Annotated in this window: 19 protein-coding genes; 3 read left to right on the top strand and 16 right to left on the bottom strand. The window is 46.9% G+C overall.

The window, feature by feature from the left end; genetic code table 11:
* Nucleotides 1–17: 17 nt before the first annotated feature.
* The 8 genes from ABIE27_RS19705 to ABIE27_RS19670 form a co-directional block, all read right to left on the bottom strand.
* A complete protein-coding gene (locus tag ABIE27_RS19705) occupies nucleotides 18–1,214 on the bottom strand; it encodes a nucleotidyltransferase domain-containing protein (protein ID WP_429351268.1) in 1,197 nt (398 codons plus the stop codon).
* Nucleotides 1,204–1,686: a lasso peptide biosynthesis B2 protein gene (locus ABIE27_RS19700; RefSeq protein WP_123065005.1), complete on the bottom strand. Its 483-nt coding sequence runs from the start codon at nucleotides 1,684–1,686 to the stop codon at nucleotides 1,204–1,206. Before ABIE27_RS19700 ends, ABIE27_RS19705 begins: the two co-directional genes overlap by 11 nt.
* 4 nt (nucleotides 1,687–1,690) lie before the next feature.
* Nucleotides 1,691–1,990, bottom strand: a complete 300-nt coding sequence (locus ABIE27_RS19695; protein WP_123065006.1) for a lasso peptide biosynthesis PqqD family chaperone — start codon at nucleotides 1,988–1,990, stop codon at nucleotides 1,691–1,693.
* Nucleotides 1,959–2,933 (bottom strand): aldolase, encoded by a 975-nt coding sequence (locus tag ABIE27_RS19690; RefSeq protein WP_123065007.1) that lies wholly within the window; start codon nucleotides 2,931–2,933, stop codon nucleotides 1,959–1,961. Before ABIE27_RS19690 ends, ABIE27_RS19695 begins: the two co-directional genes overlap by 32 nt.
* 141 nt (nucleotides 2,934–3,074) lie before the next feature.
* Nucleotides 3,075–3,212, bottom strand: coding sequence for a paeninodin family lasso peptide (locus ABIE27_RS19685; RefSeq protein WP_123065008.1), 138 nt, complete (start codon nucleotides 3,210–3,212; stop codon nucleotides 3,075–3,077).
* Nucleotides 3,213–3,253: 41 nt separating this feature from the next.
* The gene (locus ABIE27_RS19680) at nucleotides 3,254–5,185 is read right to left on the bottom strand and encodes an asparagine synthase-related protein (RefSeq protein WP_123065009.1); all 1,932 of its coding nucleotides are present in this window, start codon (nucleotides 5,183–5,185) and stop codon (nucleotides 3,254–3,256) included.
* Complete coding sequence (locus ABIE27_RS19675) at nucleotides 5,182–6,450, bottom strand: sulfotransferase family protein (RefSeq protein ID WP_429351267.1); 1,269 nt, start codon at nucleotides 6,448–6,450, stop codon at nucleotides 5,182–5,184. Before ABIE27_RS19675 ends, ABIE27_RS19680 begins: the two co-directional genes overlap by 4 nt.
* 358 nt (nucleotides 6,451–6,808) lie before the next feature.
* Nucleotides 6,809–8,149, bottom strand: coding sequence for an MFS transporter (locus ABIE27_RS19670; protein ID WP_429351266.1), 1,341 nt, complete (start codon nucleotides 8,147–8,149; stop codon nucleotides 6,809–6,811).
* Between the two features lie 256 nt (nucleotides 8,150–8,405).
* On the opposite strand from ABIE27_RS19670, the gene yhbH reads away from it, so the two are divergent.
* Nucleotides 8,406–9,572 carry a sporulation protein YhbH gene (gene yhbH, locus ABIE27_RS19665; protein ID WP_123065012.1) on the top strand — a complete coding sequence of 389 codons (1,167 nt, stop codon included), beginning with the start codon at nucleotides 8,406–8,408 and terminating at the stop codon, nucleotides 9,570–9,572.
* On the top strand, nucleotides 9,569–11,005 hold the full coding sequence (locus ABIE27_RS19660) for a SpoVR family protein (RefSeq protein WP_123065013.1): 1,437 nt from the start codon (nucleotides 9,569–9,571) through the stop codon (nucleotides 11,003–11,005). The genes yhbH and ABIE27_RS19660 overlap by 4 nt, the downstream gene beginning before the upstream one ends.
* 87 nt (nucleotides 11,006–11,092) lie before the next feature.
* On the opposite strand, the gene ABIE27_RS19655 is transcribed toward ABIE27_RS19660, so the two are convergent.
* From ABIE27_RS19655 to ABIE27_RS19635, 5 genes are all read right to left on the bottom strand, one after another.
* Nucleotides 11,093–13,576 (bottom strand): bifunctional diguanylate cyclase/phosphodiesterase, encoded by a 2,484-nt coding sequence (locus tag ABIE27_RS19655; RefSeq protein WP_123065014.1) that lies wholly within the window; start codon nucleotides 13,574–13,576, stop codon nucleotides 11,093–11,095.
* A 292-nt stretch (nucleotides 13,577–13,868) separates the two neighbouring features.
* Entirely contained in the window at nucleotides 13,869–17,129 is a 3,261-nt protein-coding gene (locus tag ABIE27_RS19650; protein WP_123065015.1) for an endo-1,4-beta-xylanase, read from the bottom strand.
* A 369-nt stretch (nucleotides 17,130–17,498) separates the two neighbouring features.
* The gene (locus ABIE27_RS19645; protein WP_123065016.1) at nucleotides 17,499–18,530 is read right to left on the bottom strand and encodes a LacI family DNA-binding transcriptional regulator; all 1,032 of its coding nucleotides are present in this window, start codon (nucleotides 18,528–18,530) and stop codon (nucleotides 17,499–17,501) included.
* 140 nt (nucleotides 18,531–18,670) lie between these two features.
* Nucleotides 18,671–19,666 (bottom strand): protoglobin domain-containing protein, encoded by a 996-nt coding sequence (locus tag ABIE27_RS19640; RefSeq protein ID WP_429351265.1) that lies wholly within the window; start codon nucleotides 19,664–19,666, stop codon nucleotides 18,671–18,673.
* 240 nt (nucleotides 19,667–19,906) lie between these two features.
* Nucleotides 19,907–21,802, bottom strand: coding sequence for a PrkA family serine protein kinase (locus tag ABIE27_RS19635; RefSeq protein ID WP_123065018.1), 1,896 nt, complete (start codon nucleotides 21,800–21,802; stop codon nucleotides 19,907–19,909).
* A 361-nt stretch (nucleotides 21,803–22,163) separates the two neighbouring features.
* Between ABIE27_RS19635 and ABIE27_RS19630 the strand changes: the two genes are divergently transcribed.
* The gene (locus tag ABIE27_RS19630; RefSeq protein WP_429351264.1) at nucleotides 22,164–23,039 is read left to right on the top strand and encodes a DUF2161 domain-containing phosphodiesterase; all 876 of its coding nucleotides are present in this window, start codon (nucleotides 22,164–22,166) and stop codon (nucleotides 23,037–23,039) included.
* 165 nt (nucleotides 23,040–23,204) lie between these two features.
* Here ABIE27_RS19630 and ABIE27_RS19625 read toward each other — a convergent pair whose 3' ends face one another.
* The 3 genes from ABIE27_RS19625 to ABIE27_RS19615 all read right to left on the bottom strand — a co-directional run bounded on the left by ABIE27_RS19625 (nucleotide 23,205) and on the right by ABIE27_RS19615 (nucleotide 26,079).
* On the bottom strand, nucleotides 23,205–23,897 hold the full coding sequence (locus tag ABIE27_RS19625; RefSeq protein WP_429351263.1) for an FMN-dependent NADH-azoreductase: 693 nt from the start codon (nucleotides 23,895–23,897) through the stop codon (nucleotides 23,205–23,207).
* A gap of 122 nt (nucleotides 23,898–24,019) precedes the next feature.
* Nucleotides 24,020–25,243 (bottom strand): PLP-dependent aminotransferase family protein, encoded by a 1,224-nt coding sequence (locus tag ABIE27_RS19620; RefSeq protein WP_123065020.1) that lies wholly within the window; start codon nucleotides 25,241–25,243, stop codon nucleotides 24,020–24,022.
* A gap of 179 nt (nucleotides 25,244–25,422) precedes the next feature.
* Entirely contained in the window at nucleotides 25,423–26,079 is a 657-nt protein-coding gene (locus tag ABIE27_RS19615) for a response regulator (protein WP_429351262.1), read from the bottom strand.
* Nucleotides 26,080–26,373: the final 294 nt, after the last annotated feature.

Raw genomic sequence — 26,373 nt, 5'->3', positions numbered from 1 at the left:
ATAGTTTAACTCGGAGATCATACCTTTCCCCTCTCTGCCATCGTGCTTTTTTTGAAGCGCCGCCAGAACCAGAGAAATGGACGTAACGGAAAATACAGAAAAAACAGAGAACGTGGTAGCGGGAATTGATGCACGTCCCAAGTACTTGGATATAACCGCTCAATAAAGAAAAACCATTTTTGCCTCGTACTACGAAGAGAGAATAAATAAGATGGATAGTTGTGCAGCTCTTCTGGACTACCTAACATTTCGTTCATAAACATCGCGCCTTCTCTCGCCAGTCGCTTTCCCGTGCGCTCACGCGTAGCCATAATCGATAAATACGGATCGCCCAGTGGGGTATTTAGCAGATCCGAAACGAGATGTAGTGTCTGGGAACCGATGGATAAACGCCCCTCTGCTTTCAAACGACGTTCTACCTTTTTCATATCGAGCGGCATCGTACGAATCATCTGATCGATATCCAGTAACCACCGCAGTCTGAACCAGCCATGTCTTGCACCATGCGTCACTAAATAAACCCATAAATCCTCTCTTTCCAGCATACGTACAGGTGTCTGGGTATACGAACTGAATCGGCTTCGTTTCCACAACAGTTCAAACTCCGTTTCCCGGCCAGAATCAGGATTAAGCCTCCAATGGATCTCCACTTGAGTGCGCTTGACGGGATGAACATAACAGATATGGTGCTCCCGCCACTTCCAGCTACGAACGGTAAGCGCCCTTTCCCCTTCTTTGCACTGGTAACCAAGGTCGACAAGAATACGCCCAGCTTCCTCCACATTCTGAACCGGAATCAAAATATCCAGGTCTTTCGAAGTCCGCATGGACACATCGCCGTACAAATCATGAGCCAGAGCAGGCCCTTTCAGTGTAATCGTGCGAATTCCACGCTCCCGAAATGCTCCGCACACTTGCTCCATCTCGGCTGTTAAATGTAACATACGGAAGGTATTGATCGTGTACTGCTGTTTTAGGCTCTCTACAACCGCTTCGGGAATTGACGGCAGATCCAGCATTTTTAATTTCACATAAATGACAGAATACAGACGATGATGGACCACAAGCTGTAAAAAAAGTGGCCAATCTATCTCGTGCAGCCGGCCCCTGATCTCCTCGGAAGTTAGATCTGCCAGATCATCTCTAAGCAGGCTCAAGATTAGCTTGAGCTCCTTCGGAAACCCTGTGGAATACAGTTCAGTTTCATGTGTCATAGACAATCTCCCCAGATCCCTTCTCAGGACATCGTTTGCCAAACACGCCGACGACCGTATATTGATCCATCGTATCTGCTCCAGTCACGATCAGCTTCCCACTTCGCAGCCAGGCGTGTGCCATCAGTTGTCCTTGCTTATTCCGTGCAGTGCCCATATATAACGTACTTGCGATATTACGTCGTTCCAGCATTTTCATTGCAGCTATGGCCATGACAAGACATTGGCTTTCCCATAACGTATACTTACTGGCAAGCAAAATAGCTTTTGATATGTTCCTTATTTCAGTCACTTGGGTGCGATTCAATCCAGTTACAGGTGTTTCGACCATAGGTGTACCCAGCCCCGGAGCAATTTTAGCAAACGGCCTTGCCTTTTGCATTCTCGCCCATGCCAGCAGGATATAAGCTTCCCATACCAAACGCCTTATCGTACCTGGAAGCGAGAAATACGACTTCACTTTACGAAACATGTTCTTACACTCCGCGGGAAATATGGATTAAACCTTCACGTGAGAGATGCTCCAAAAAAGCCACAACCTGTTCACGGCATTGTTCCGCCTGAATGTCATATTCTGAAGCAAGCGTCTCGATCAAGTCATTCAGCGTTCTCTCTTCTGCAATCAGTTCCCAGATTCGTCCGCCTGTACTTCCCAGATTGTAATATTTCCCGGAACTGATGCTCATCATCACCTTTTCGCCACCCATATCACTGACTAAGTTGCCATCCTTCCGGGTTACGACGTCATTCGCATCGATAGGTGTAATTGCTGTCATATTCTATATGCACTCCTTTGCGTATATGATTAATGATCCGATCCACCATTTCAAATGCTGTAAAATGGTGCCCCGTTCTGCTAATCCTGTTAATCTCCACACTGGCTGAAAGTCTTGATGCTGTTTCAAACAACCATTGGGCGAGTCCTTGGCGATTCACCAGTCCACCTCGAAAGGTATGAGAGCAGAGCAAGTGCAGACGTTCCAGACCACTTACCTCCTGCAAATGCACAGAACCAGATTCCTGGTCCGGCTCAGGTACAAGTTCGTAGATTCCTCCAAGTGGAACAGCCCTCTCGTGGAAGTAGTGCTGAACCGGTATGGCGTATTTCGTAATTTCAGCATGCACCGTTGCATAATCCTGCTGCTTCATGCCGAATCCCTCCAGACTGGGCTGCCATAACTTCTGCTGCGGATACCCGGGCGATACGATGGCTCTTCCTCCAGCGTCCCAGGTCAAGGCTACCACATCATCGGTGAGGAGAGGATACCCACGTGAGGCCAGTGCTGCTGACAACGTAGACTTTCCTGCGCCAGAATGCCCAACGAACGCGTAAGCCCAACCATCAATAACAACTGCGCTTCCGTGCAGAGGAAGAATACCACGCTGCATCATAATCACGGACATGCATGTCCCGAGGATAAACAGCCTGACTTTTTTCGGATCGGCCCCAGACACTGTGGAGACAACGATTCTCTTGCCATGCTCCATTAAAAACAGACCCGTATCTTCGATTCTGAAAAAAAGACAACCGTCCCGCGCTACAAAATTGTCGCTGCCAACCTCCCAACTCTCCCACAACGCTGTCAGATCGAAAGACTCGATCTGCACATCAGCTACAACCTGCTTCGTTTCGACATCCATAGGTGCACGTTGCAACTCAGGCATCAGAATGTGACTCAACCAGCGTAAACCATAAGCTTCATAGTGCACAGGCAACACGAAAGCGTACCTCCTTCATTCATTTTATAGATATGAAAAAAAGCCCTGATATTCATAAGCTCAATATTAGGGCGGAGGCGAAAAGGCTGATCGGTTGCATTTCCGCCCTTTAAGTATGAACTAGCTGGGGAAACTACAAAATTAGGACGTTGGATCGTACATGTCGGCATCGTGGACAGTGATCCAGTCGATTTGTCTGTATCCTACCCCTGCCATCGTTTCATTCACGTCCAACACTTCAAGAACGGGTGCTTGCCATTCCTTTTTTTCGTTTTGCATCGTTTTCACCTCCTTTCAAGAGCATATACCTTTGCCTTGGATCAAAACTTCTGAATAAAGCGGTACACAATTAAACTGTGCATCATCAAACGCAAATCTGGATGGGATGCCAGTTCGGGCCTGGGACTTGGAAAATTAGCCAGAGCTGATTTAATCCGATCCGTGTTTAATATGCCGGCAACCTGACTGTCAGAACACAAGGTATGCAGTTCCGAGGTAAACGTCTGCCAGTCAGGCAAAATACGGTGTAGCCAGTCCGCAGGCTGTACGCCCCGTACACGCTGATTAAGCCTCACTTTGTCCGGCAATTCCGGTGATGTAGCTCGGCGAATGAGTGAACGATCCGTTCCCTGTCTTACATACTGCTCAATCGGTACGGAGAGACAAAATCGGATCACTCTTGGATCACTTGTGGGATCGCGTTCCCATGCCCGGTAACGAAGGGAACATTTGGTGGCGACGGCCCCATTTTTATTCGCGATCGCTAGATTGTTGAACTTGTCGGCTCGCACCTGTAGTGCATCGGCTCGGGCACCGCCCTGGAGTACAAGGATGGATTTAAGTCGCTCCAGCACGCCTGTTCTCCGGGCCAGATCTGGATGAATCAGTTGTGCTCCTGCAGGCTGAGCTGTCCCCTTGTTATTTCCTTTGAACCAGTCTGGGAACGCTTTACGGCCTGTGATCCGGGCGATGCGTGAGAATGCCATCCCTGTTCGTTCGCTGTACTGTTGCATCTCACGGAGCCAGCGGAAATATCGGCCACTTTTCAGTAGACTAGCGTAATAATCAAGTGCAGGTCCCCATGAGATCGTAAAATTGCCACGTGCGCCTGTCAGCAAAATGCCGGCATCCTGCTCACTCGCTTTTTCATAAAATCCACGGATCCAGAATGAATTTTCAAAGTATTTATAAGGCATCTCCATCATGTTCAGCCACGTATCCACTTCACTGAGAGGACTGCGTCCTTCAAAATCGAGATAGTTTTCCGAGATATTGCCTACGTGATTAATGGTGGAACGAATAAATGGTCGCTCGTCTGCTAGTAACGTTTTTGACGTGTAGTCCGTAAAATCCGGAACAGGCACGTAGCTGTAAGCTTGAAGCTGCTTCCCCTGACTCCGGAGCGTTCCGGAAGCAAAACCGGCAACAGCCCCTGAATCCAGTCCACCACTTAATGCCGCTGCAACCTGTCTATGCGTCCGTAAGCGCGAACCTACGGCTTGGCTAAACACCTCACGAAAAGCTTCTACATATTCATCATCCGATTTGAGTCGAAGCGGTTCTACATCATCCCAGCGATGATATTGCCTGAGTTCAATCTTCCCGTTTCGAAACGTCAGCGTATGCGCAGAGGGCAACTGATTCACTCCGCGATACACTGTGGAATGAATATCAGCCGAATCATGCATGTCAGGAATGGCCAAAAATTCGGATAACCAGTTTTCGTCGAGTGCCTTCTGTACCCCTCCCAGTTCAAGCAATGGCTTCATCAACGTACAGAAAGCAAATCGTGAACCGTCATGTCGGTAATAAAATGCCCGCATGCCCGTGATATCCCTGGCAGCAAACAACATGCGGCGGCGTTCATCCCAGATCGCAAATACAAAGTCCCCTAGTAGATAACTGGCTACATCTTCCCCCCAGCGCCGATACGCGCGCAGAATCAGTTCGCTGTCCGCCAGTCCAGCCAGCTCTGCTCGTGAAATCTGCAACTGATCGGCCAATTGCTCACGGTTATCCAAAATGGCATCTGAAGTGATGGTCAATTGACTTTCTTCATCATACAGAGGCAATTTCTCGTTCACGGACTCCAGCGTAATCCACTGAGCATGGCAACTGAGGAACGCCTCATCCCCTTTCCATACCCCCGTTGTATCTGCCGGGATATGCCCAAGACTTGCATAGAGTCGCCAGCTGTCCTCCCATAGCGCTTGCTGACCTTCTTTATGTACGATTCCAGCTATAGCGCTCATGACTTTCCTCCCCGAACGATTTTGCGCTGGGATGCCCAGGCGCTAATTCGATGACCAAATGGTATCCATGATTTAATTCGCTGCAATTTGCTGTGGGCAGCGTGCAGCTGTTTCTTCAATCGTTCCCGCTCCGTATACCCACGTTCCAGCCGCTGATCCGCTGCGCGAAGAGCTGCCTGTAACTGTCTGATCGTGGCCATAGCGGCTAGTGCAGGGTCCATCTTTGCGGTTTCGTGTCCCTCACTACCGCTACTCGCAGGAGACCAATCTTTGTCGCCATTCATCGGCGCTTCCATGCGGTAATTCGGTTGCCAACGACACTCCGTTGCCAGTACTAACTGTTGCTTGAGCCGCTCCAATATCTCCGCATCCGGCTCTGCCTGAAACTGGACTCCCGTCCAATCTTCAGCTTCCTGCAGCTGTTCGCTGTACCCCATCCGGTGGAACAGGTTCGCACCAAGTACACGGCAATACAGTTCAACTTCTCGCCGTTCGAGTATATTTTTCCAGTTGTTAACAGAATCCTGATGTGCCTCCTGATGTGATGAAAGGAAGGGGTCCCCGACGCCCATACTATAGAACATGTCAGCTTTCGTACTATCAACAAACTGACCATACCGCTCCATGCCTCGTTCATAAGTAATGCCTAGAAAAGCACATAACTTCTCCAGTTCTTCCTGTGGTTTCATGACAAGTTGCTCATACTTCAATTCGTAGGCCAAAGGATGAGCCTCTGCAAAATAATCATTTAATCGCGTTAGCCCAAGTGTCAGGTCTACGGCTTTCATATTGAGTTTTGAATGATTCAGACTCTGGATCAGATCAAAACCTTCGCCGGTATGGCGATTTACTTTTTTAAAGGATGCCGCTACAGAAAGGGGGTTACGCTGAAGATGAATGCGTCTGGACTGCGGAAACAACCGATCCAGCCATTCAAGCATATAATAATAACGCGGAGATTTATCAACGATGAAGTCTGCTCCGCTCCCTTCCAGAAATCCATTATATATTTCAAGAGCAAAGCTTCTGCACGCCTTTTCGAAAACATCTTCGGACACCATCGCTTGATAAAATTGACGGATGATGGAACTGCCACCGTAAGCGCGAGAGTCGGCTTTGGACAAATCGACGAGATTCATCAGAAACCACATCTCCTGTGTGGCAAATATACGACTATGATTTTGTAGCATAACAGTAGATAACGAACTGCCACTACGGGGAATGCATAATAAAAAGACAAGTCCGTTTCCTTGCGTATCTATCAATGGCAGCCTCTCCTCTGTAAATTTATAAAATATGCCGTGGGATCGGATCGACCGGATGATCATTTACCTTGGAAATGACAGGGGATTTCGACACTCTGAGATACAATATGTATTTATACCTTTACTCTATGATACAAAATGTATCATGTCAATCTTTTATTTTCACCTTTTCATACTTTATTCGCTTGCCCATGATCTAAGTACGTAACCATGCAAAAAGGCCTCCAGATCCTGTTATGAGATGAACAGAATCCAGAGACCGAGATAAAACAATAACAGATACGACACACATACCATACCAATCTAAATCTTACCTAACTAACCTAAGCAACTCTAACCTAAACAAATCTAACTAAACTCATCCGGTAAAGGTAACATCCTTTCCATTTCCAGCCGCCCCAATGCCTTGCAACCGTTCCAACTCTTCTTGGTCGGCTGACTGAGCATCTTGCATTCCTTTCTGTACCTTCACGGTTAATAATACCGCAATGCCTGCTACAAAAAAGAAAATCAGCGACAGAATACCCCAGCGGGTCGAACCTGTAATCTGGCCCACGTAACCAAATACAAATGGCCCAAAGATCGAAGCGAATTTCCCTGTAATGTTTACAAATCCAAAATACTCACCGGTTCGTGCAGCCGGCATCAGATTGCTAAACAGGGAACGCGCCGTCGATTGGCTAATCCCCTGCACAACGCCAACCAATCCTGCGAGCAGATAAAAGTGAAGAGCTTGGGTCATAAAGTAACCAAGTATAACGATACAAATATAGACACTTAAACTTACCAGTAACACCTGCTTTGCCCCCCATCGCTGCGCCCACGCACCCAGAAGCAGTGTACATGGAAAACCGATGAATTGCGTAATTAGCAGCGCCAACATCAAATCCGATGTGCCAATGCCAATGCTTGTCCCGTAGATTGTGGCCATCAGAATAATAGTATTAATGCCGTCATTGAAAAACCAGAATGCCACCAACATCCGAAGCAACTGTGGAAAACGCCGGATCTGCCCGAAGGTTTGCCGTAATCTGCGTACGCCAACCTTTGCATAACCTGTCACGGATGAAGGCAACTCCGGCGAGGCTGGCCTTCTAGGTGCATAGCGGAAGATGGGAAGGGAGAACAGCAACCACCACAGCGAAACCGAAATAAATGCTAGTCGCGTACCTGCAAGTGTACTCGGCATGCCGAACCATCCCGGTTGCTGAATCATTAACAGATTGACTGCAAGCAGTAACCCCCCTCCGATATATCCGTAGGCATAACCTTTGGAGGATACCGTATCTCTTCGTTCTGCAGGAACTAAATCGGGTAACATTGCATCATAGAACGTATTTCCGCCGGCAAAGCCAATCGTGGTTAACACCAGCAGGGTAGACGCAAGCAACCAGTCTCCTTCTCCGATCACGCTGAATCCGAGCGTTGCCACAATCCCTGTGATTGCAAATACTCGCAGGAATTCCCCTTTTCGTCCCGATAGATCAGCCAGTGTTCCTAGCAACGGGGTTAACAGCGCCACACACAACATTCCAATAGAGTGTGTATACGCAAGGTAAGAAGCTGCCGTATCCTTATCCAGTGTTGACGCAGCAACAGAAGCATAGAATACAGGAAGCACCGCCGCAAGCACGGTTGTTGCATAAGCTGAATTGGCCCAGTCATACATAATCCAGGCTTTTACTGCACGTTTATCCACACTTAATCCTTCCTTTACATGCATCAGGGTTCGATGCTCAGAATCAGACCTTTTTTCTATTGTAAAGGAAAGATATCACATATGTTCATGATTTTTGTAAAATCCAAACATGTACCCTGCTTCGGCCTCTCCTAAGCCAAGTGCAGCGTATTTCATTCATTTTAGTTGAGATCGCATCACATATCGTCCCCGCCCGTGAATATACTTAATTACCGACAGGCCAAACTGTGCCGCGTAATCAATGGGGGGTGCCTACATGTCAAATTCACACCAGCCTTACTCGTTCGTCGTATCCCGGGAAGATTGGTCGCTTCACCGCAAAGGGTACCAGGACCAGCAGCGCCATCAGCAAAAGGTGAAAGATGTCATTAAGCAAAATCTGCCTGATCTGATCACCGAAGAAAATATTATCATGTCCGATGGACAACAAATCATCAAGGTACCCATCCGGAGTCTGGATGAGTACCGCTTTGTGTATAACTACCAAAAGCAAAAGCATGTCGGTCAGGGGGACGGTGACAGCCAAGTTGGCGATGTCATTGGCCGTGATCCTGCATCACAGAAGCCGGGCAAGGGCGAGAAAGCTGGCGATCAACCGGGTCATGACATCGTGGAGGCTGAGGTCAGCATCGAGGAATTGGAAGATATTCTCTTCGCTGAACTGGAATTGCCGGATCTGAAACAAAAGGACAAAGATTTAATTGAGACACATACCGTGGTCTTCAACGATATCCGCAAAAAAGGCATGCAGTCCAACATCGATAAGAAACGAACCATACTGGAGAACCTGCGCCGCAACGCAACAACAGGCAATCCAGGCATTCATCACATCAGTCCGGATGATCTCCGTTACAAGACGTGGGAAGACAAAATTATTCCACAGTCCAATGCGGTCATTATCGCCATGATGGATACATCCGGGTCGATGGGATCATTTGAAAAATATTGTGCCCGCAGCTTTTTCTTCTGGATGACGCGTTTCCTTCGTCGTCAGTACGAGAAAGTCGAAATTGTGTTTCTGGCTCACCACACGGAAGCCAAAGAAGTAACGGAAGAGGAGTTTTTCACTCGCGGCGAGAGCGGCGGTACGATCTGCTCCTCTGTATATATGAAAGCACTGGATATTATCGATAAGCGTTATCCGCCTTCCAGCTACAACATCTACCCGTTCCATTTCTCGGATGGCGATAACCTAACCTCCGATAATGAGCGGTGTGTGAAGCTGATCGGCGAATTGATGAAGCGCAGCAACATGTTTGGTTACGGTGAGGTGAACCAGTACAACCGCAGCAGCACACTCATGTCCGCCTATCGCCATATTAAAATGGATCAGTTTATGTATTACGTCATCAAAGAAAAAGGCGAAGTGTACAAAGCACTCCGCAGCTTTTTTCAAAAAAGAGAAGGAGGCAGCCTGGGATGACCGATGAGATCCGCGAACTGGAATACGCCATTGCTGAAATTATGGAGATTGCCGATGGATTCGGCCTCGACTATTACCCGATGCGCTACGAGATCTGCCCGTCGGATATCATCTACACCTTTGGTGCTTACGGCATGCCAACAAGGTTCAGCCACTGGAGCTTTGGCAAAACGTTTCACAAGATGAAAATGCAATATGATTTTGGCCTGAGCAAAATTTATGAACTCGTTATCAACTCCAACCCCTGCTACGCCTTCCTGCTGGACGGCAACTCTCTGATTCAGAACAAATTAATCGTCGCTCACGTACTCGCACACTGCGACTTTTTCAAAAACAATGCCCGCTTCTCCAAATCCAATCGCAATATGGTCGAAAGTATGGCCGCCACGGCGGATCGGATCAGTAACTATGAGATGGAATATGGCACTGAAGCGGTTGAAGCCTTCATCGATGCAGTGATCGCTATTCAGGAGCATGTAGACCCACAGCTCATCAAACCGCGGCATCTAGACAAACAACGTTATATGGAGATGAAGATCCGCGAACAGCGTGGTGAAAAAGCGCCTAAACCGGAAGGTCAATATGACGACCTGTGGTCGCTCGATCATCTGCAGACCGAAGAAAAACCTACGGATAGTTTGCAGGTACATCATTTTCCACCGGAGCCGGAGAAGGATATTATGTGGTTCATCCAAGAGTTCTCCGAGGTGCTTACCGATTGGCAAAGGGATATTATGAGTATGATGCGAGAGGAAATGCTCTATTTCTGGCCTCAGATGGAAACGAAAATCATGAACGAAGGCTGGGCTTCGTATTGGCATCAACGCATTATACGCGAACTCGACCTGAGTAGTGAGGATACCATCGAATTTGCCAAGCTGAATTCTTCCGTCGTGCAGCCGTCCAAGCAAAGTTTGAACCCATATTACCTGGGACTGAAAATCTTTGAGGATATCGAACGCCGCTGGGATCACCCCACGCGCGAGGAACAGGAACGATGGGGACGTCAGCCTGGGCAGGGTCGGGCCAAAATGTTCGAGGTGCGCGAGTTCGACTCGGATACCTCGTTCATCCGTAACTACATGACCAAAAAGTTAACCGAGGATCTCGACCTCTACGTGTTCGAGAAAAAAGGCCCGGACTGGAAAATCACCGACAAGTCCTGGGAAAATATCCGCGACCAGCTTGTATTTTCCCGCATTAACGGCGGCTCTCCGTATTTGGTCGTACAGGATGCAGACTACCTGCGTACTGGCGAACTCGTGTTGAAGCATCAGTATGAGGGCATCGAGCTGGATCTGAAATACATGGAGCGCACGCTCCCGTATCTGTACCGTCTCTGGGGACGTACGGTGCACGTGGAGACCCGTGTGGAGGATAAACCGATCTGGTTCACCTATGACGGCAAAAAGCACCATCGCAAGTTTTTATAGGCGGGAGTGACGAAGTTCGGATATATCATGAAAAACGAAAAAAGAGGCAAGTTCCAGATACTACTCAGGAACTTGCCTCTTGGCCGTTTATACCGAATGAAACACCGTGTTACGTTCCCCCAGCAAACGCAGGGGTACAAAGAAATTGTTTTCCACTTCATTGGCTGGTAAGGGCCTGCTGAAATAGTAACCCTGAATCTCCCGACAATCATTTTGCATCAAAATATCGAGCTGGCCTTTGGTCTCAATACCTTCTGCGATCACTTCCATCTTAAGATTCTGGGCCATCGAGATAATTGTGGCTACGATCGCCTGATCGCTGTGGCTTTCGGTGATATCCGTAACAAACGAGCGGTCGATCTTGAGTTTGTGGATCGGGAAATGCTTCAGATAACTCAACGAGCTGTATCCCGTACCAAAGTCGTCCAGACTGATCTTCACACCTAAAGCGGACAGCTCGTTTAGAATCGCCGTGGACACCGCTGCATCCATCATCATGCTCTCTGTAATTTCCAGTTCCAGATATTTGGCTTCCAGACCTGTCTCAGTTAAAGCATTCTGCACCTGCTCCACCAGATTCGACTGGTGAAATTGCTGGCTGGACAAGTTCACTGACACCGGGATCAGAGGCCCGCCGCTAGCGTGCCAAAGCTTCATCTGTCTGCAGGCTTCACGAATCGTCCAGTTACCAATATCATAGATCATGCCGGTCTCTTCGGCCAGCGGGATAAATACATCGGGTGCAAGCAGCCCTTTAAGCGGATGTTGCCAGCGAATCAGAGCCTCTACCCCGATCATTCGGCTGTCCAGCGTACGAATCTGCGGCTGATAGTACAGTACCATCTCATTACGCTCCAGTGCTTTCCTTAAATAACCTTCGAGCTCAATCCGTTCATAAAGTTCAGAGTCGAGCTGAGCCGTATAGAACTGGTAACCGTTCTTGCCATTTTTCTTGACTTCGTACATGGCGGAGTCCGCATGTTTAATCAAAGCATCTGTTCCTGCCCCATGTTCAGGGTACATGGCAATACCGATACTTGCTGTAACGTAAAAATCATTTTCCTTCAAACGATAAGGTTGCTTAATCGCTTCCACAATTTTTTCTGCAAGTCGAACCACTTGTTTCTCATCCGCTTGTTCTCCAGTGACTACCATTGTAAACTCATCCCCGCCCATTCGGGCTAGCGTAACATTAGAGTTTGCCTGAGGATGAGAAGCTTCAATTACGGTTACAATTCGGCTACTCACTTCTTTCAGAAACACATCCCCGATGGAATGTCCCAGAGAGTCATTAATCATCTTAAACCGGTCAATGTCCATGACCAGTACAGCAAACTTATGCTGTTTTTGTTCACAGACTTGTATCGTAGAAGCCAGCACTTCATCCAGCTTACGTCGATTAGGCAACCCTGTAAGTGGATCATGCAGAGCTTGATGCCGAATATTTTGCTGTGCCTGGGTCTCTTCTGTAATATCTTTAATCAAGATATGGCTCCCGACATGGGTGTCATCAATGATGACTGGAATGACCGCAATACTCAGATCAAGAAGTTCATTTTGTGTATTTCTCATTTTCGCCATGTAATGCCGCTGTTGCAATTCCTGGTTGTCCCATGTGTGAGCGTTATCCTTACTCGAACACTGTACATTGATCTGCTCAATAATCTGATTAATTGGGCGGTCAATCACCCTTTTCTCAGGATATCCAGTAATTGTAGTGACTACAGCGTTAATGCCTTTAATGATACCTTCGCGATCCACGGAAACGATGGCATCCGAATGATTATGATACAGGGCATGATACCACTGTTCATTTTCACGAATACGTTGATCTTTCTGGATCATCCGTTGATTGATGAAATTACCGAATAATGTGAGACCAATTGTCACAAACGTTCCCGCTGCAATGAGGTAAGCAAGAACCTCTGACTCCACCTGCCTGTTTAAACTCTCAGGTATTACTTGAGCTTGATAAAAATGGGCTGCTGCCATTCCGGTGTAATGCATACCTGCAATCGCCAATCCCATGATCAGTCCGCTGCCTATTTTGTAGATCCAGTGATATTTAGATTCCGGACGATTGAAATAAAACATTAGCCACAGCGCCGCATAGGAAGCAAGAGCCGCAATCAGAACGGATAACACTACAAGAGTCGGCTCGTAGGTAATCGGAACCGACATTGCCGCCATCCCCACATAATGCATAGAGGTGATACCTGCAGTCATCAGTAATCCGGCAAAAACAAGTTTGCTAATTCGGTTGGACGGGCGACCTGCGAATTCCAATGCTACCCCCGACGCGGAAATAGCTAACAAAACGGACAAGATCACCTTATCCATGGAATAGGAAACGTGCATAGGCAGCACAAAAGCGATCATGCCAACAAAGTGCATCGACCAGATACCCAGTCCCATAGAGATCGCCCCACAAGCAACCCACCAGTGACGTGCCCTTCCGCTCGTCAAAGATACACGGCCTGCAAGATCAAGTGCTGCATAAGAGGCTAACGACGCAATGAAATAGGATAAAATAACAAGTTGTAGATTGTACGTGCCATGTATGTGCTCCACTCACTCTGTCCTTTCAGCCGGGTAATGCTCATATGTATGTTGAATGTAAAAAAAGAAGCGAGTGCGCTGCCTGGATGACAGGCACTCCCTCCTTAGCATTTGACTTTGCGACTAGCGACTTAGTCATAAACCGATTGGCATACAATGAAACCCGCTAATGATGAATGTTTATAGTCTAAACGTCCCAGCTCTGAAAATCAACACTTATTTCCAGAAGCACAGCGCATTTCACCCTGGTCACTTATTTGTTACACTTCATTAAACATCCTGATCTAAAGCTTGATCAGTAATTCTACTTCTTCATCAGTAGCAGACTACCGAATCCGGACGTATCGCGGTACGAATTGCCTGAAGGATCACTCCACATGAAGACACTGCTACGTTTCCCATCCCCAGCACCGTCATCATTCACCTGTAGATCGAATCCAATCCATTTATTTTGCTTAGCGTTAACATTCTCCAGCGGAATAGCTGCCTCCACCACATATCCATCCTTCGTCTTACGTGCACTTGATTTGAACAACTCTTTACGGGCATTACCCCCGAACGAAGTTTCATTATCGAAATTAACTCGATACTGGGCATCATCGTCCTCATAACTACTCGTTTGATTTTTATTCAGATCAATGAATAGCTCAATGGAATCTTGTTCATGTGCATTAGCACTTTTTTTACTGAGCAAAGGATCTTTGACATCAGCAAGTACGTAAAGATACTTTTCATCCCACAGCAACTTCGCCTTGGCCTTAGCACCGGCATCTCCTGCAACCTTAACATCCGTTGTGATGGTCACTGCTTTTTTCCATAGCTTATCTTCCTTACCATCTACAACAGGAGTTCCATATGAAACTTTGACTTGTTTTAATGCAGGACCTAACTTAAGTTTGCCCCGACTTTCCTTTTTCTGCGGTTGCTGATTATTCGTATCGTTCCAGACAATAACGGAAGTTTTATGGTTAGGCTGTTTATCCGTAATGCGGAAATCCAGAGATAACACCTTGCCTTCCGCTAGATCAGCTGCGGAGAACGGCAGTGATGCATAGACAACATATCCCGATTTATTCTCCTTCACTTGGTACAGCTTCTGATCTTTGCCTTTGCCGCCATCCCGATGAAAGACATATTGTCCATCTTCCGGTGTCGGGTTTTTCTTGCTCGTTGCCAAATCTTCCGGGCTGACAAACACCTCTACCTGGTCGCCTTTCAGACGTGTGGCGTCTTTGACTTCAATGCGCAGGTTCAGTTTTTTCCCATCCCATAATGTTTTCACTTGACCTGTAGTCCCTGCTGTGCCTTCGATTACATGTGAAACCGGCTTGGCCTGAACAGCTCCCCAGATAATATCTTCCTGCCCTTTACCATCTGGCAAAGATACTTTGGATTGTGCGGCCGTCCATTCATTTCGATATACAGGCAAGGAGGCCGGGTCAACTAGCGCCCAGTAAGCAGGTTTGGCTTTCAATTTACGGTCAAACAGCAGCGGTGCATCCTTTCTGCCTTTGACTGGGAAATCATCCAGCCATGTGCCGTCATCAGCAAGTCCCCATAACGTCACACTGTCCATAACACCACGATCATCAAACTCCTTGAACAGATCAAACAACGCACGGTAACGATAAGCCTGCTCCAGCATCATCTCATCCGTTACAGGTTTCTCCTGCTCCGAGTTCCCTGAATAGATCGACATATCCAGCTCTGTTACTTGAATGTGAACCCCCAGAGCAACCGCCCGGTTGAACGCTTCGCGAATTTGTTTTACATCCGGTCCGTACATCGACACATGCATTTGAAAACCGATGGCATCAATCGGTGTACCTTTAGCAAGCAATTTCTCCACAAGTTTAACCATGTCGTTCATTTTGCTGACACTGCCTTCAATACCGTAATCATTGATCACCAGTACCGCGTCAGGATCAGCCTCGCGTGCATAACGGAAAGCCAGTTCAATATAATCACTGTCATCTCCGTCGCCGTCTACATCGCCAATGATATCCCGCCATTTCGAATTGCTCGCCTGATCACGCAGACCACCGCCATCCGAGATGACTTCATTGACAACATCCCACGTATGCACTTTGCCCTTGTAACGGCTCACAATCGTTTGAATATGTGTTTTCATACGTTTCAGAAGTTGCTCACGCGTAGCCGGCTTTGATGGATCATTTGGATCGGTAAAGAACCAATCCGGCACTTGACTGTGCCAGAGCAATGTATGACCTCTGACCTCCATATTGTTCGCTGCAGCAAAGTTAACGAGCCGGTCTGCTTCAGACCAGACGAAATTGCCCTCCGTCGGCTGCATGGCATCCATTTTCATGAAGTTGCCCGCAGTAATACTTTTAAAATGTTTCTTAAGCAGATCCGAGTGCGGATCTTGTGGATCTAAAGCCGTTTGGTCAATCGCTGCGCCAAGAGCATAAGATGTACCCAGCGTTTTTGCCAAATCCGGGATATCCTTCTCAATTGCGATCGCTTCCGTCGCTGTAATCTGAACATCATCAATGTAGAACGGAATCGTGTCTGTCTCTGTCACTTCAGAAGACTGCTTCCACGGTGTCTCGGCGTATATCCGCAATCCGCTTACACCCGTGCTTTCTGCTGGCACGATGATATCCGCTTCGATCTTCTTCCACTGGCCTTTATTCAGCGTGGTGGAAGCAAATGTCGCATATTCCAGCTTGGTTGCGTCACCATTAAATTCCTTCTCCAATGAGCCGTTGATCACCTGTGTTGCAGGCCCTTCATCATACATCGCCCAGAAGGAGACATGAACTGTACTTCCCTTTTGCAAGTAAGGCAGCACCTCTACCAGCGGTCCATGATAGGTTTCCGTTCGGGATGAGGTTTTCAAACTGCGGTTACTATTGTGTCCGAAGCCGCTGACTACCTCCAGCTTTTCAGTACCGCGAGGCTTCCATTTTCCGATATTCCCATCTTCAAAATCAGCGTTAAACAAAGCTTTGCCCGGTTCTCCCGGTTCACCTGGATTCTCTGGAGCAGGTTTAACAAGCCGGATCTGGAACTCGTCTAACAAATAAGCAGCTGTTGCATCCGTGCTCTCCAAATACAGTTGCGGGCCACTGCCTTGTTCATAACTATATTGCCCTTGCAGCTTCACCCATTTCTGATCGGTTACTTGCTCGGCTGCGTTAACCTGATCATATTGTGCATCCCCGTTGCCATCACGGCGCTCCACGGTGAATTTCAGATTAGCCGGTGCTGAACCTGCAACCAGTTTCACATAACCAGATATTTCAACGACAGCATTCTTGTTCACCACATCCGACAATGAAAGTGAAGGTCCATTCCAGGCTTCCGTACGTCCCGTTGTTTTCAGGGAACGTGTACCTTGGTAAGCCTGATCTCCAGTCACGTCAACCGTCACTCCACCCCGTGCTGTCCAGCCTTGAGTCGTGCCATCCTCGAACGAATGCGACAACAAAATGTCGCCTGCATTTGCTGCGCTTGCCTTCTGTTCTCCTGCTCCGATCCCTGGCAACAAACTAAAGATCAGAGTTGCTGCCAAGCATAACCTCAACCATTTTCCCCGCACGTCAATTCCTCCTTGTGAATTTCGTCATCCATCCTGTAACGCGGTCAAACATCGGGCATTTCACAACACACTTCTGCATGCATGGACTTCCTCTGCTGGTCTGTCAACTGGCAACATATTACGTCGCACGGATGGAATCAGGAACTTCAATGCACGGTTCTTAACCTCCTCAAGTGAGCCTGATTACGCCCTTGGGAACCTGCTTTACTTTCTAAGTAAGCGGTTACATTATCAAATTTATGTCATGGTGCCTTTTACTGTAAATATGGAAATTTAGTGTCCACCCCCCTCTTTTTATACTTATGATCACCGTCCATGCCTTTCGTACTGCAATATTAACGTATTATTCAATAACAAAAAAAGCACAGCCTATGGCTGTGCGGGGAATTCCGGATATACTTCATTTACTGGCGCTGTCGTCTGGCGAACAATTAAATTTGATGGTTCCGTCACGACAGGAGGTGTATAGGAAGGATTTTCAATCATCGCAATCAGATATTCAATGGCTCGAATCCCTATGGTGTAGATATTCTGATTCACCGTTGTTAATCCTGGCTTAAACACCTCGGCATAATACGTATTGTCGAATCCGACCACTGAGATATCCTCTGGCACACGGAAACCATGTTTCTCAATCTCATGAATTGCGCCAAAAGCAGACATATCCGAGGCACAGATGATACCTGTAGGCTGTTCCCTAAGAGCCAGCAAACGCCGAGCTGCCTTGGCACCGCCATCAAATGAGTAGTCACAGACTTCCAGATAGATCGTTGCATAAGGAATGCCGCATAAACGAAGCCCTTCCTTGTATCCATCTAAACGAAGGTTAGCTACCGCAGGTCCCAGTGTACCTGATATGTAGGCAATCTTGCGATGCCCTAGCTCATGCAGATGCTTCACTGCCATAGCAACACCATTTACATTGTCTGTCGTAATGTAACCTGCACGTTTGCCAAACAGATCGGTATCAATGAACATCGTTGGAATCTCTGCTGAAACCAGTTCCTGAATGCTTTTGTTTTCCCGGCCTTCCCCGAAGACAACAACGCCATCCACATTTCGGCTACGGCAGTGCTTGATGAAAGAATATGTAGGGTCATCAAATCGAGTTGATAATCGAACAAGATCATAACCGCTATTTTCCAAAGCTGTTTTGATACCTTCAAGTAACTCGGATACAAACGGATTCGTAAACGGAACGGTAAGCAGTACCCCCACTGTCCATGAACGGCGTTTAACCAGTCCACGAGCGACTACATTGGGTTGATATTTTAATAGTTCGATAGCTATATTTACTTTTTTGCGTGTTTTTTCGCTAACGTCCGGATAGTCGTTCAATACTTTGGAAACGGTTGCAACAGATACCCCCGCTTCTTTGGCTACATCATGGATAGAAGCCATCTTATCACCTCGACCTCTTCTTAAATCGCCTGTCTCCGGCTATATTATCTATAACAACAGCAGGTTTGTCTACCCATTATAGCTTATTACAACCGGAAACGGTATGGAAGGTTCCTGGTGCATCCGCGTTCACGTTACTGCTACAGCTTCCTCAAATCCGTTGCAAGTTTCTCCATCGCTGTCGCAAAAACGGCAAGCTCGGATGAACGTGCGGCCTGACTTCGCGCCCCGCTCGAAGTACGCTCAGACTCCTGCTGCACTCTTTTTAATATTTCCATAATCTGATTCAGATTAAATTGAATTTTGCTTTGCGCATCTCTGGAGCTTGCCGCCAGCTTGCGTACTTCACTTGCAACCACTTCAAATCCACGTCCAAACTCTCCGGCATGCGCCGCTTCAATTGCAGCGTTCAGGCCAACAAGGTGACTTTGATCCGAAATTTCACGAATCAGCTCACCCATTTTTTCAATCTGCTGCATTCCTCCAGTTAACTCTTCCAGAAGCACATGCGCCTGATCCTGGGAAACAACCGTTTCCTTCGCTACAGCGGAGATGGATAATGCATTTTCATTTAATTCCGTAATCATACCGGTGAGCTCCTGTGTAATTTGTGTGATCGCTTGCAGTGTATCATCCTGATCTGCAGCGAGCTGGTGAAGCTGCTCTTTTTCTTTTTTTTCATAAGCTTCCAGAACGAGCTGCGAATCCAGATTGAACATTTTGCTTAGTGCATGTATGACGTAGTGCCACGAATCCGGGGCAAGCTGTTTAAATATGGTGGTAGCGATGTCCAGATAGGCCATGTAAGCACCGAGATAATAGTTGGTTGTCAGTCCAATGCGCGAATGAACTAATCCAATCGTGATCCGCTGTTCAATATATGCATCATCCACAACGCCGTCTGTCATGGACAACCAATACATCCGTTGTGTTTCCTTCAATCGTTCAATATTGGAAAATCGGGCGATCAGCTCCGTTAATTCCGGGTACTTCCCCACATGTTTGTAAAAGTGGTCCACCACATCTTCAACCACTTTTTCGAAGACAGGCCGATGATCAGCAAGTAGTCTCAAATCTTGTGCAGTTAACCCCACATAATCCAGTTGTTTTTGCCTTTCTGCCGAAATGCTACTCATATCCGATCAGATCAACTCCTTATCCACTTTTCAACCCAAAATTAAAACAATTTTAATTGATTATAGACTAAAATACCTAAACACACATATACCCTAAGAACTATTTAATGTGGGATTAATTATATTAAATTGTAAAACATTTATAATAAATGACTTATTTTAATATAAAAAGGCCCTGAATCTGTTGCGAAGGAGCCTCACAACAAATCTTCAGGACCTAATTCGGAATGGTGTAGCAGGTTAGCGGTTAAGCAAACTTCCCACGTATCTTAACAATTCATTGGCACTTGCAGCCGTATATCCATGCTCTTCGATAAGACGTTTGATGACTTCATTCATGCGCTTCAATTGTGTGGCATCCGGTGTTTTCGTTGAGGTTGTAATCTTGACGATATCCTTGAGATCAGCGAACAGCTTTTTCTCAATGGCTTCCCGCAGACGATCATGGCTGCTATATTCAAACTTGCGCTCCTTACGAGAGTATGCCGAGATCCGAATCAGAATTTCTTCCCTGAACGCTTTCTTCGCATTTTCGGAGATACCAATCTGTTCCTCAATGGAACGCATCAGCCGCTCATCCGGGTCCATCTCTTCATCAGTCAACGGATCACGTATTTTGGACCAGTTGCAGAATGCTTCAATGTTATCCAAATAATTTTCAAACAACGTTTTGGCTGACTCTTCGAACGAATATACAAAAGCTTTCTGCACTTCCTTCTTCGCAAGTTCATCATACTCTTTACGTGCCAGAGCGATAAAGTTTAGGTACCTCTCTCGTTCTTCCTTTGTAATCGACGCGTGTTGATCCAGCCCATCCTTGATCGCACGCAGGATATCCAGCGCGTTAATGCACTGAAGGTTTTGCTTAATCAAAGCGCTGGATATCCGGTTAATCACGTACCGTGGATCGATACCGGACATGCCCTCGTCCAAATATTCATTTTGCATTTCTCGCAGATCGGCTTCTTTATAGCCTTCAACCTCTTCGCCATCGTACATCCGCATTTTTTTTACCAGATCCATGCCTTGTTTTTTCGTTTCCTTCAATCGTGTAAGTATGGAAAAGATCGCCGCTGTACGTAGCGCATGCGGAGCAATGTGCACATGTTTCATATCACTTTGCTGAATCAGCTTGGCGTAAATTTTCTCTTCTTCCGACACCTTCAGGTTATACGGAATCGGCATTACAATCATCCGCGACTGTAAAGCCTCATTTTTCTTGTTAGAAATGAAAGACTTATACTCGGATTCGTTCGTGTGTGCAACAATCATTTCATCTGCACTGATTAGTGCGAACCGGCCTGCTTTAAAATTGCCTTCCTGTGTCAGGGATAACAGGTTCCACAGAAATTTTTCGTCACATTTCAGCATCTCCTGGAACTCCATCAAACCACGGTTGGCCTTATTCAGTTCTCCGTCAAACCGATACGCCCGTGGATCCGATTCCGATCCAAATTCGGTAATCGTCGAGAAATCGATGCTGCCTGTCAGATCAGCAATATCCTGAGATTTCGGGTCTGACGGACTGAAGGTACCAATCCCCACCCGATTATCTTCCGAGATGATGACTCGTTCCACCCGAACCTTACTGATGTCCCCACCATACTCGGTGCGAAGTCTCATCTGGCACGATGGGCAGAGATTGCCCTCAATGCGTACACCGATCTCTTTCTCCACGTCAGGCCGAAGCTCCAGTGGAATGAGATGAAGCGGCTCCTCATGCATCGGGCATCCCTCAATAGCATACACTGCCCCTTTTTCTGTACGTGAAAACTGCTCCAGCCCCCGCTTCAGCAACGTCACCAGGGTAGACTTACCACCGCTGACCGGTCCCATCAGTAGCAAGATCCGTTTGCGTACATCCAAGCGGCGCGCTGCCGAATGAAAATATTCCTCCACCAGTTTTTCAATGGAACGATCCAGTCCGAAGATCTCCTGCTCGAAAAATTTGTACCGCTTGTGTCCCCCCACCTCTTCTACCCCAAACGATTCAATCATCTGATACACTCGTGCGTGAGCCGTCATTGCCGGAGTCGGGTCCTCTCTCAGCAGTGCAATATAATCTTCAAATGTTCCGTTCCATGACAAACGGTCACTCTCTGCCTGATATTCCGCAACGCGTTCAAAAATATTCATGCTTGGTACCTCCCATGGCTCCTTTAGTGTGATTGTCAACCATTCCGAATGGTATGAAGAAATCAATAGAGTTGCAGCTCCTGCTTGAATACCCTTCTGCGGTCCGGCTTAGTCCCGCTACCTTTGTTTCAATGGTCTTGTATGGATGTGAAAAGTGTATTACATACCTATGCGGCAATTTGGATAAGTTGACCTCTTTTTTTCAAACCTTGACCCTGAATTTTACGTATATGCTGTTCTATCAGACATCTTGTGACCTCAGAAAAAAAAGCATGAATATGCTATAATGAAGGTTCTAATGATGGAAACCGGACAATGCGGCGGAAAGCAGGCAGAACACTTCGGGAGAGGAGTAAAGAGCATGGCTATACAATATGAAACGGAGCTGTATTCCCCTGTCAAAACTTTTTTTGAACAGCGCGGCTTCGATATCAAAGCAGAGGTTAAGCACTGTGACCTGGTCGGCATCAAGGCAGATCAGACGGACCCCCTTATTGTCGAGATGAAAAAAACGTTTAACCTGTCTTTGCTATTGCAAGGCTTGCAACGCCTGAAAATCAGCCCACTCGTTTATCTGGCTGTGGAGCGCAACCGAAGTAAACGCGGAGCGGTCAATCAGCGCTGGAGCGAGTTAACAACACTGTGCAGGCAGCTCGGCCTGGGACTATTGACGGTCACCTTTTACAAAACCAAAGCACCTCTGATTGATGTGTTATGCGAACCCGCTGCGATATCGGGCACTGTGCGATCCCGCCCGGTAGCCCGTAAGAGCGGGATACGCCGCCAGCGCCTGCTGAAGGAATTCGATGAACGGAGCGGCGATTATAATACAGGGGGCAGTACAGGCCGCGAGCTGATGACGGCTTATCGCGAAAAGGCTATACGTGTCGCCGCCGCACTAAGGTCTAGTGGTGAATCTTCACCGGCGGCACTTGCCCGTCAGACAGGTGTAGGCTCAGCGGCAGCTATTTTGCAGAAAAACTATTACGGCTGGTTTGAACGTATTTCCCGTGGAAAATATATGCTCTCCGTTAAAGGTGTGGAGGCATTAACCGAACATGCACTTATGATGCAAGATCAGGGACTGACGGCCGTGGAAACAGATACATGGACTGATTATGATCCATTGAACACATTCAATGTGAACTCCACTGAATCCGAAGTTTGGGGGCAGGAAGATCTTGTCCAGGTTGCCGAAGTCACCGAACGTTATCTCCTGAATCCAACCAAGAACTGAACCATACGATGAACGATAAAAGACTCTTTTGGCGTTTTCGAGTTACCTGCCTTCCATGTGAATATATAGCTAGGAAGCTCTCGCGCGCCAAAAAACACACAAAAAACGCCCGTCATCTCCTTCTGGAGACGACGGGCGTTTTCAGTAAATCCATATTGAAATGGATTAGAAGCTTGCTGCTACTTCTTTAGCCAATTTCAAGCCAGCTTCCACGATCTCTTGGGAACGATCAGGAGAAGCATTGTGACCTTCTACAACGACAACCTCAGGGTTTTGGATGCCCCAGAAGCCAAGTACGTTTGTTACATAACGAACGGACATTTCAGCAGATGCCATAGGCTCTACGGAATATACGCTACCACGTGCGTTCAACAATGCTACTTTTTTGTCGCCTACAAGACCTACTGGGCCTTCAGCAGTGTATTTAAACATTTTGCCCGCTTGGCTCAGGTAAGAAATGTAGTTAACCAGTGGTGCTGGAACAGTGAAGTTCCACAGTGGGAACGCAAATACCACTTTATCAGCTGCCAGGAATTGATCTTGCAATTGTGCAGCCAGTGTTGCTGCTTTTTGCTCTTCTGGAGTTGCTTCGATACCGTTAGCTGCTTTGTAACCACCAGTGATTACAGTGTTGCCGTAGTAAGGAAGATCTGTATTGTAGAGGTCCAGCTCAGTGATGGTATCACCTGGGTGGGACTCTTTGTATGCGCTCAGGAATGCATCGTACAATTGAACACTAACTGCTTGATCCGCAGGACGGTCATTAGCTTTAATAAAAAGAACGTTAGACATGTTAAAATTTCCCCCAATGATTAAAATGTATGAGTGCGTAACCTGGACTCGCAACCGTTGTTGCATCGTTTTAAAGAAACCAGCCACTCATTAATTCATATTATATATAAAAATGTTAGTGGATGCAATAAGGTAATCTAAATGATTTTTAAACTACATTGAAATTCTGAGTTGAAATCGTTCTCCCCTTAACTGCGAGCGGTAAATTCTGAGATGGCTTCATTAATTAAATTCATGCCAAGCAACAACTCATCCCGGCCGGGGCGGCTGAAGTTTAACCGAATATATTGTTGATCAAGTGTTCCTGTGGAGCATAACGTTCCGGGCAGAAAAGATACGCCCTTCAATAAAGCTGCCTTAAGCAGTGCCTCACTGTTCAGTCCTTCCGGCAACTGCACCCATAGATACATTCCACCCTGAGGAATATTATAGCTGCATCCTTTCCAGCCTGGTCTCTTCAACAATTCAAGCATTAATTTAAGTCTTGTTTTATATTCCCTGTTCAGCATGGATAAGTGATCGCTCCATCGAAAAGGTGACTGAGCGAGCAATTGGTACAGTAGCCGCTGATTCATTGGACTGGATTGTCCATCCGCAATTCGTTTGACGGAGGCCATTGCCTCAATCAGTTTCGGATGTCCCGCAGCCCACCCTGTGCGGAGTGCAGGTGCAACTGTTTTGCTGAAGGACCCGATGTAGAGGACATGTCCACCTTGATCTGCAGTATCTAATGCAAAGAGCGAAGGATACTTGCGATAGAAGGCAGCTGGCTCCAAGCCGTCAAAATGCAACTCACCATAGGAATCATCCTCAACAAGAAGCACACCGTAACGCGCACACAATTCAAGAACAGCCTCTCGTCGTTCCATGGTCCACAAAATTCCCGTGGGATTCGAAAAGCTGGGTGCAGCAAAAAGCAGCTTCGGTCTCACCTGCTGCATGTGCTGTTCCAATAAATCTGGTAAAATGCCATCCTGATCTCCCAAAACGGGTACAATTTTGGCTCCTTGCATTTCAAGTACTTCAAGACAACCAGGAGAAGTAGGATGTTCAACAAGTACAGAGTCTCCCGGCTCCAGTAACAGACGCATCACGAGATCGATTGCCTGTTGAGTTCCTGTAGTCAGCAGAATCTGATTGGAGACAGTCCGGATACCCTTGCGCTTATTCCAATCATCATTCAACCATTCTCTTAATGGAGCATATCCCCCTGGCTCACCGTACTGCAATGCAGAAGGGCCTGAACTAAATACGGACAATGCCGCTTCCTCCAACAATTTAAAAGGAAACAGTTCCTCCGCAGGCAATTCTTCAGCGAGAGAAATGAAATACTCCTTGCCAGACATCTCACGTATATCCCTCAACGGTGAAGACAAAAGCCTGTTGGTACGGGAAGCAAAGAAATATTTCATGGATAGATCCTCCTTCAACCCTATTCCGAAACTGTTCTCGCAGCCGCCCTACAACCTATTCCGACTGGGCACCAAATATAACTGAACGAATACCTGAATTATCGCATGAGTGGACCCATCTGACTTTGACCTATAAGAACAATTTTATTTGGACCTGCCAGGACTAAACGATGCAATAATCAAGACACCGTCTTGGATTGCCTTGCATGCAAGGCATATCGTTCGATGGCCTGCGCTCTGCTGCTCACTTCCAGCTTCACATAGATTTTACGCAAGTAATTGTCTATCGAGCGCCGGCTCACATTGATCTCACTCGCTATTTTATCATAGGTTACCCCTTGAACAATTCTTTCCATAATAAAAGTTTCTGTCTCGGTTAGTTCAATTATACCTTCTTCAGCCTGTGAATCGGCAGGTTGCCCCCAATCCTCACTGTTTAACCAGGACATGGGTATTGAAACGTAACCTTCTCTGAGCCCAGAGATCAGATGAATCAGTTGGCTTGGCGAAGCCTGTTTGGATAACATGCCACTTGCACCGAGGCCCATCAGGTAACGAAATAGCTTTATGTTATCTTCATCTGTCAGAATAATAATATGTGTCTCATTCGATAACCCTTTGATTTGAGCGATGTATTGATCTGCCTGCCCTTCTGGAAGACGATAATCCATGAGAATCAGATCAGGCTTATGCATACTCACCAGTTCAAGGCCCTCCGTTCCGGTCGAAGTCATACCACGTACCGTCAGATCCTGTTGCTCTTCCAAGATTAATTTTGTTCCCAGCATGCTGGTGGGGTGGATATCTACGATGACCACCTGCCATACTTTTTTCATTGTGGTTCCCCCTGTTATGTATTGGACAATTGACTTCTGTTTTCCATCTATATCCTTTAGGCATTTTATGCGACAGTCCGAGTATAGATGAAGCTAAGGTCGGATTATGTCGAATAAAAGGAGAATACAGGACTCAGAAGCTCAAAACCTCTGTTTTCTGACTGTATTCTGCTGTAGAAAAGGCAAGATGGGCCCCATTCCATACTTGAAATGATCAAAACCTAGTATAAAATTCCTGCATTTCTATCTAAAAAAGTCGAAAAACCCGCCCAAAGTTCCTACTTATTGCATCTA

The organism is Paenibacillus sp. 4624 (assembly GCF_050435065.1).
In the GTDB taxonomy this organism is placed as follows: Bacteria; Bacillota; Bacilli; order Paenibacillales; family Paenibacillaceae; genus Paenibacillus; species Paenibacillus amylolyticus_D.
The sequence above is the reverse complement of the archived record's forward strand: the minus strand, read 5'-3'. Positions and strand labels throughout refer to the sequence as shown.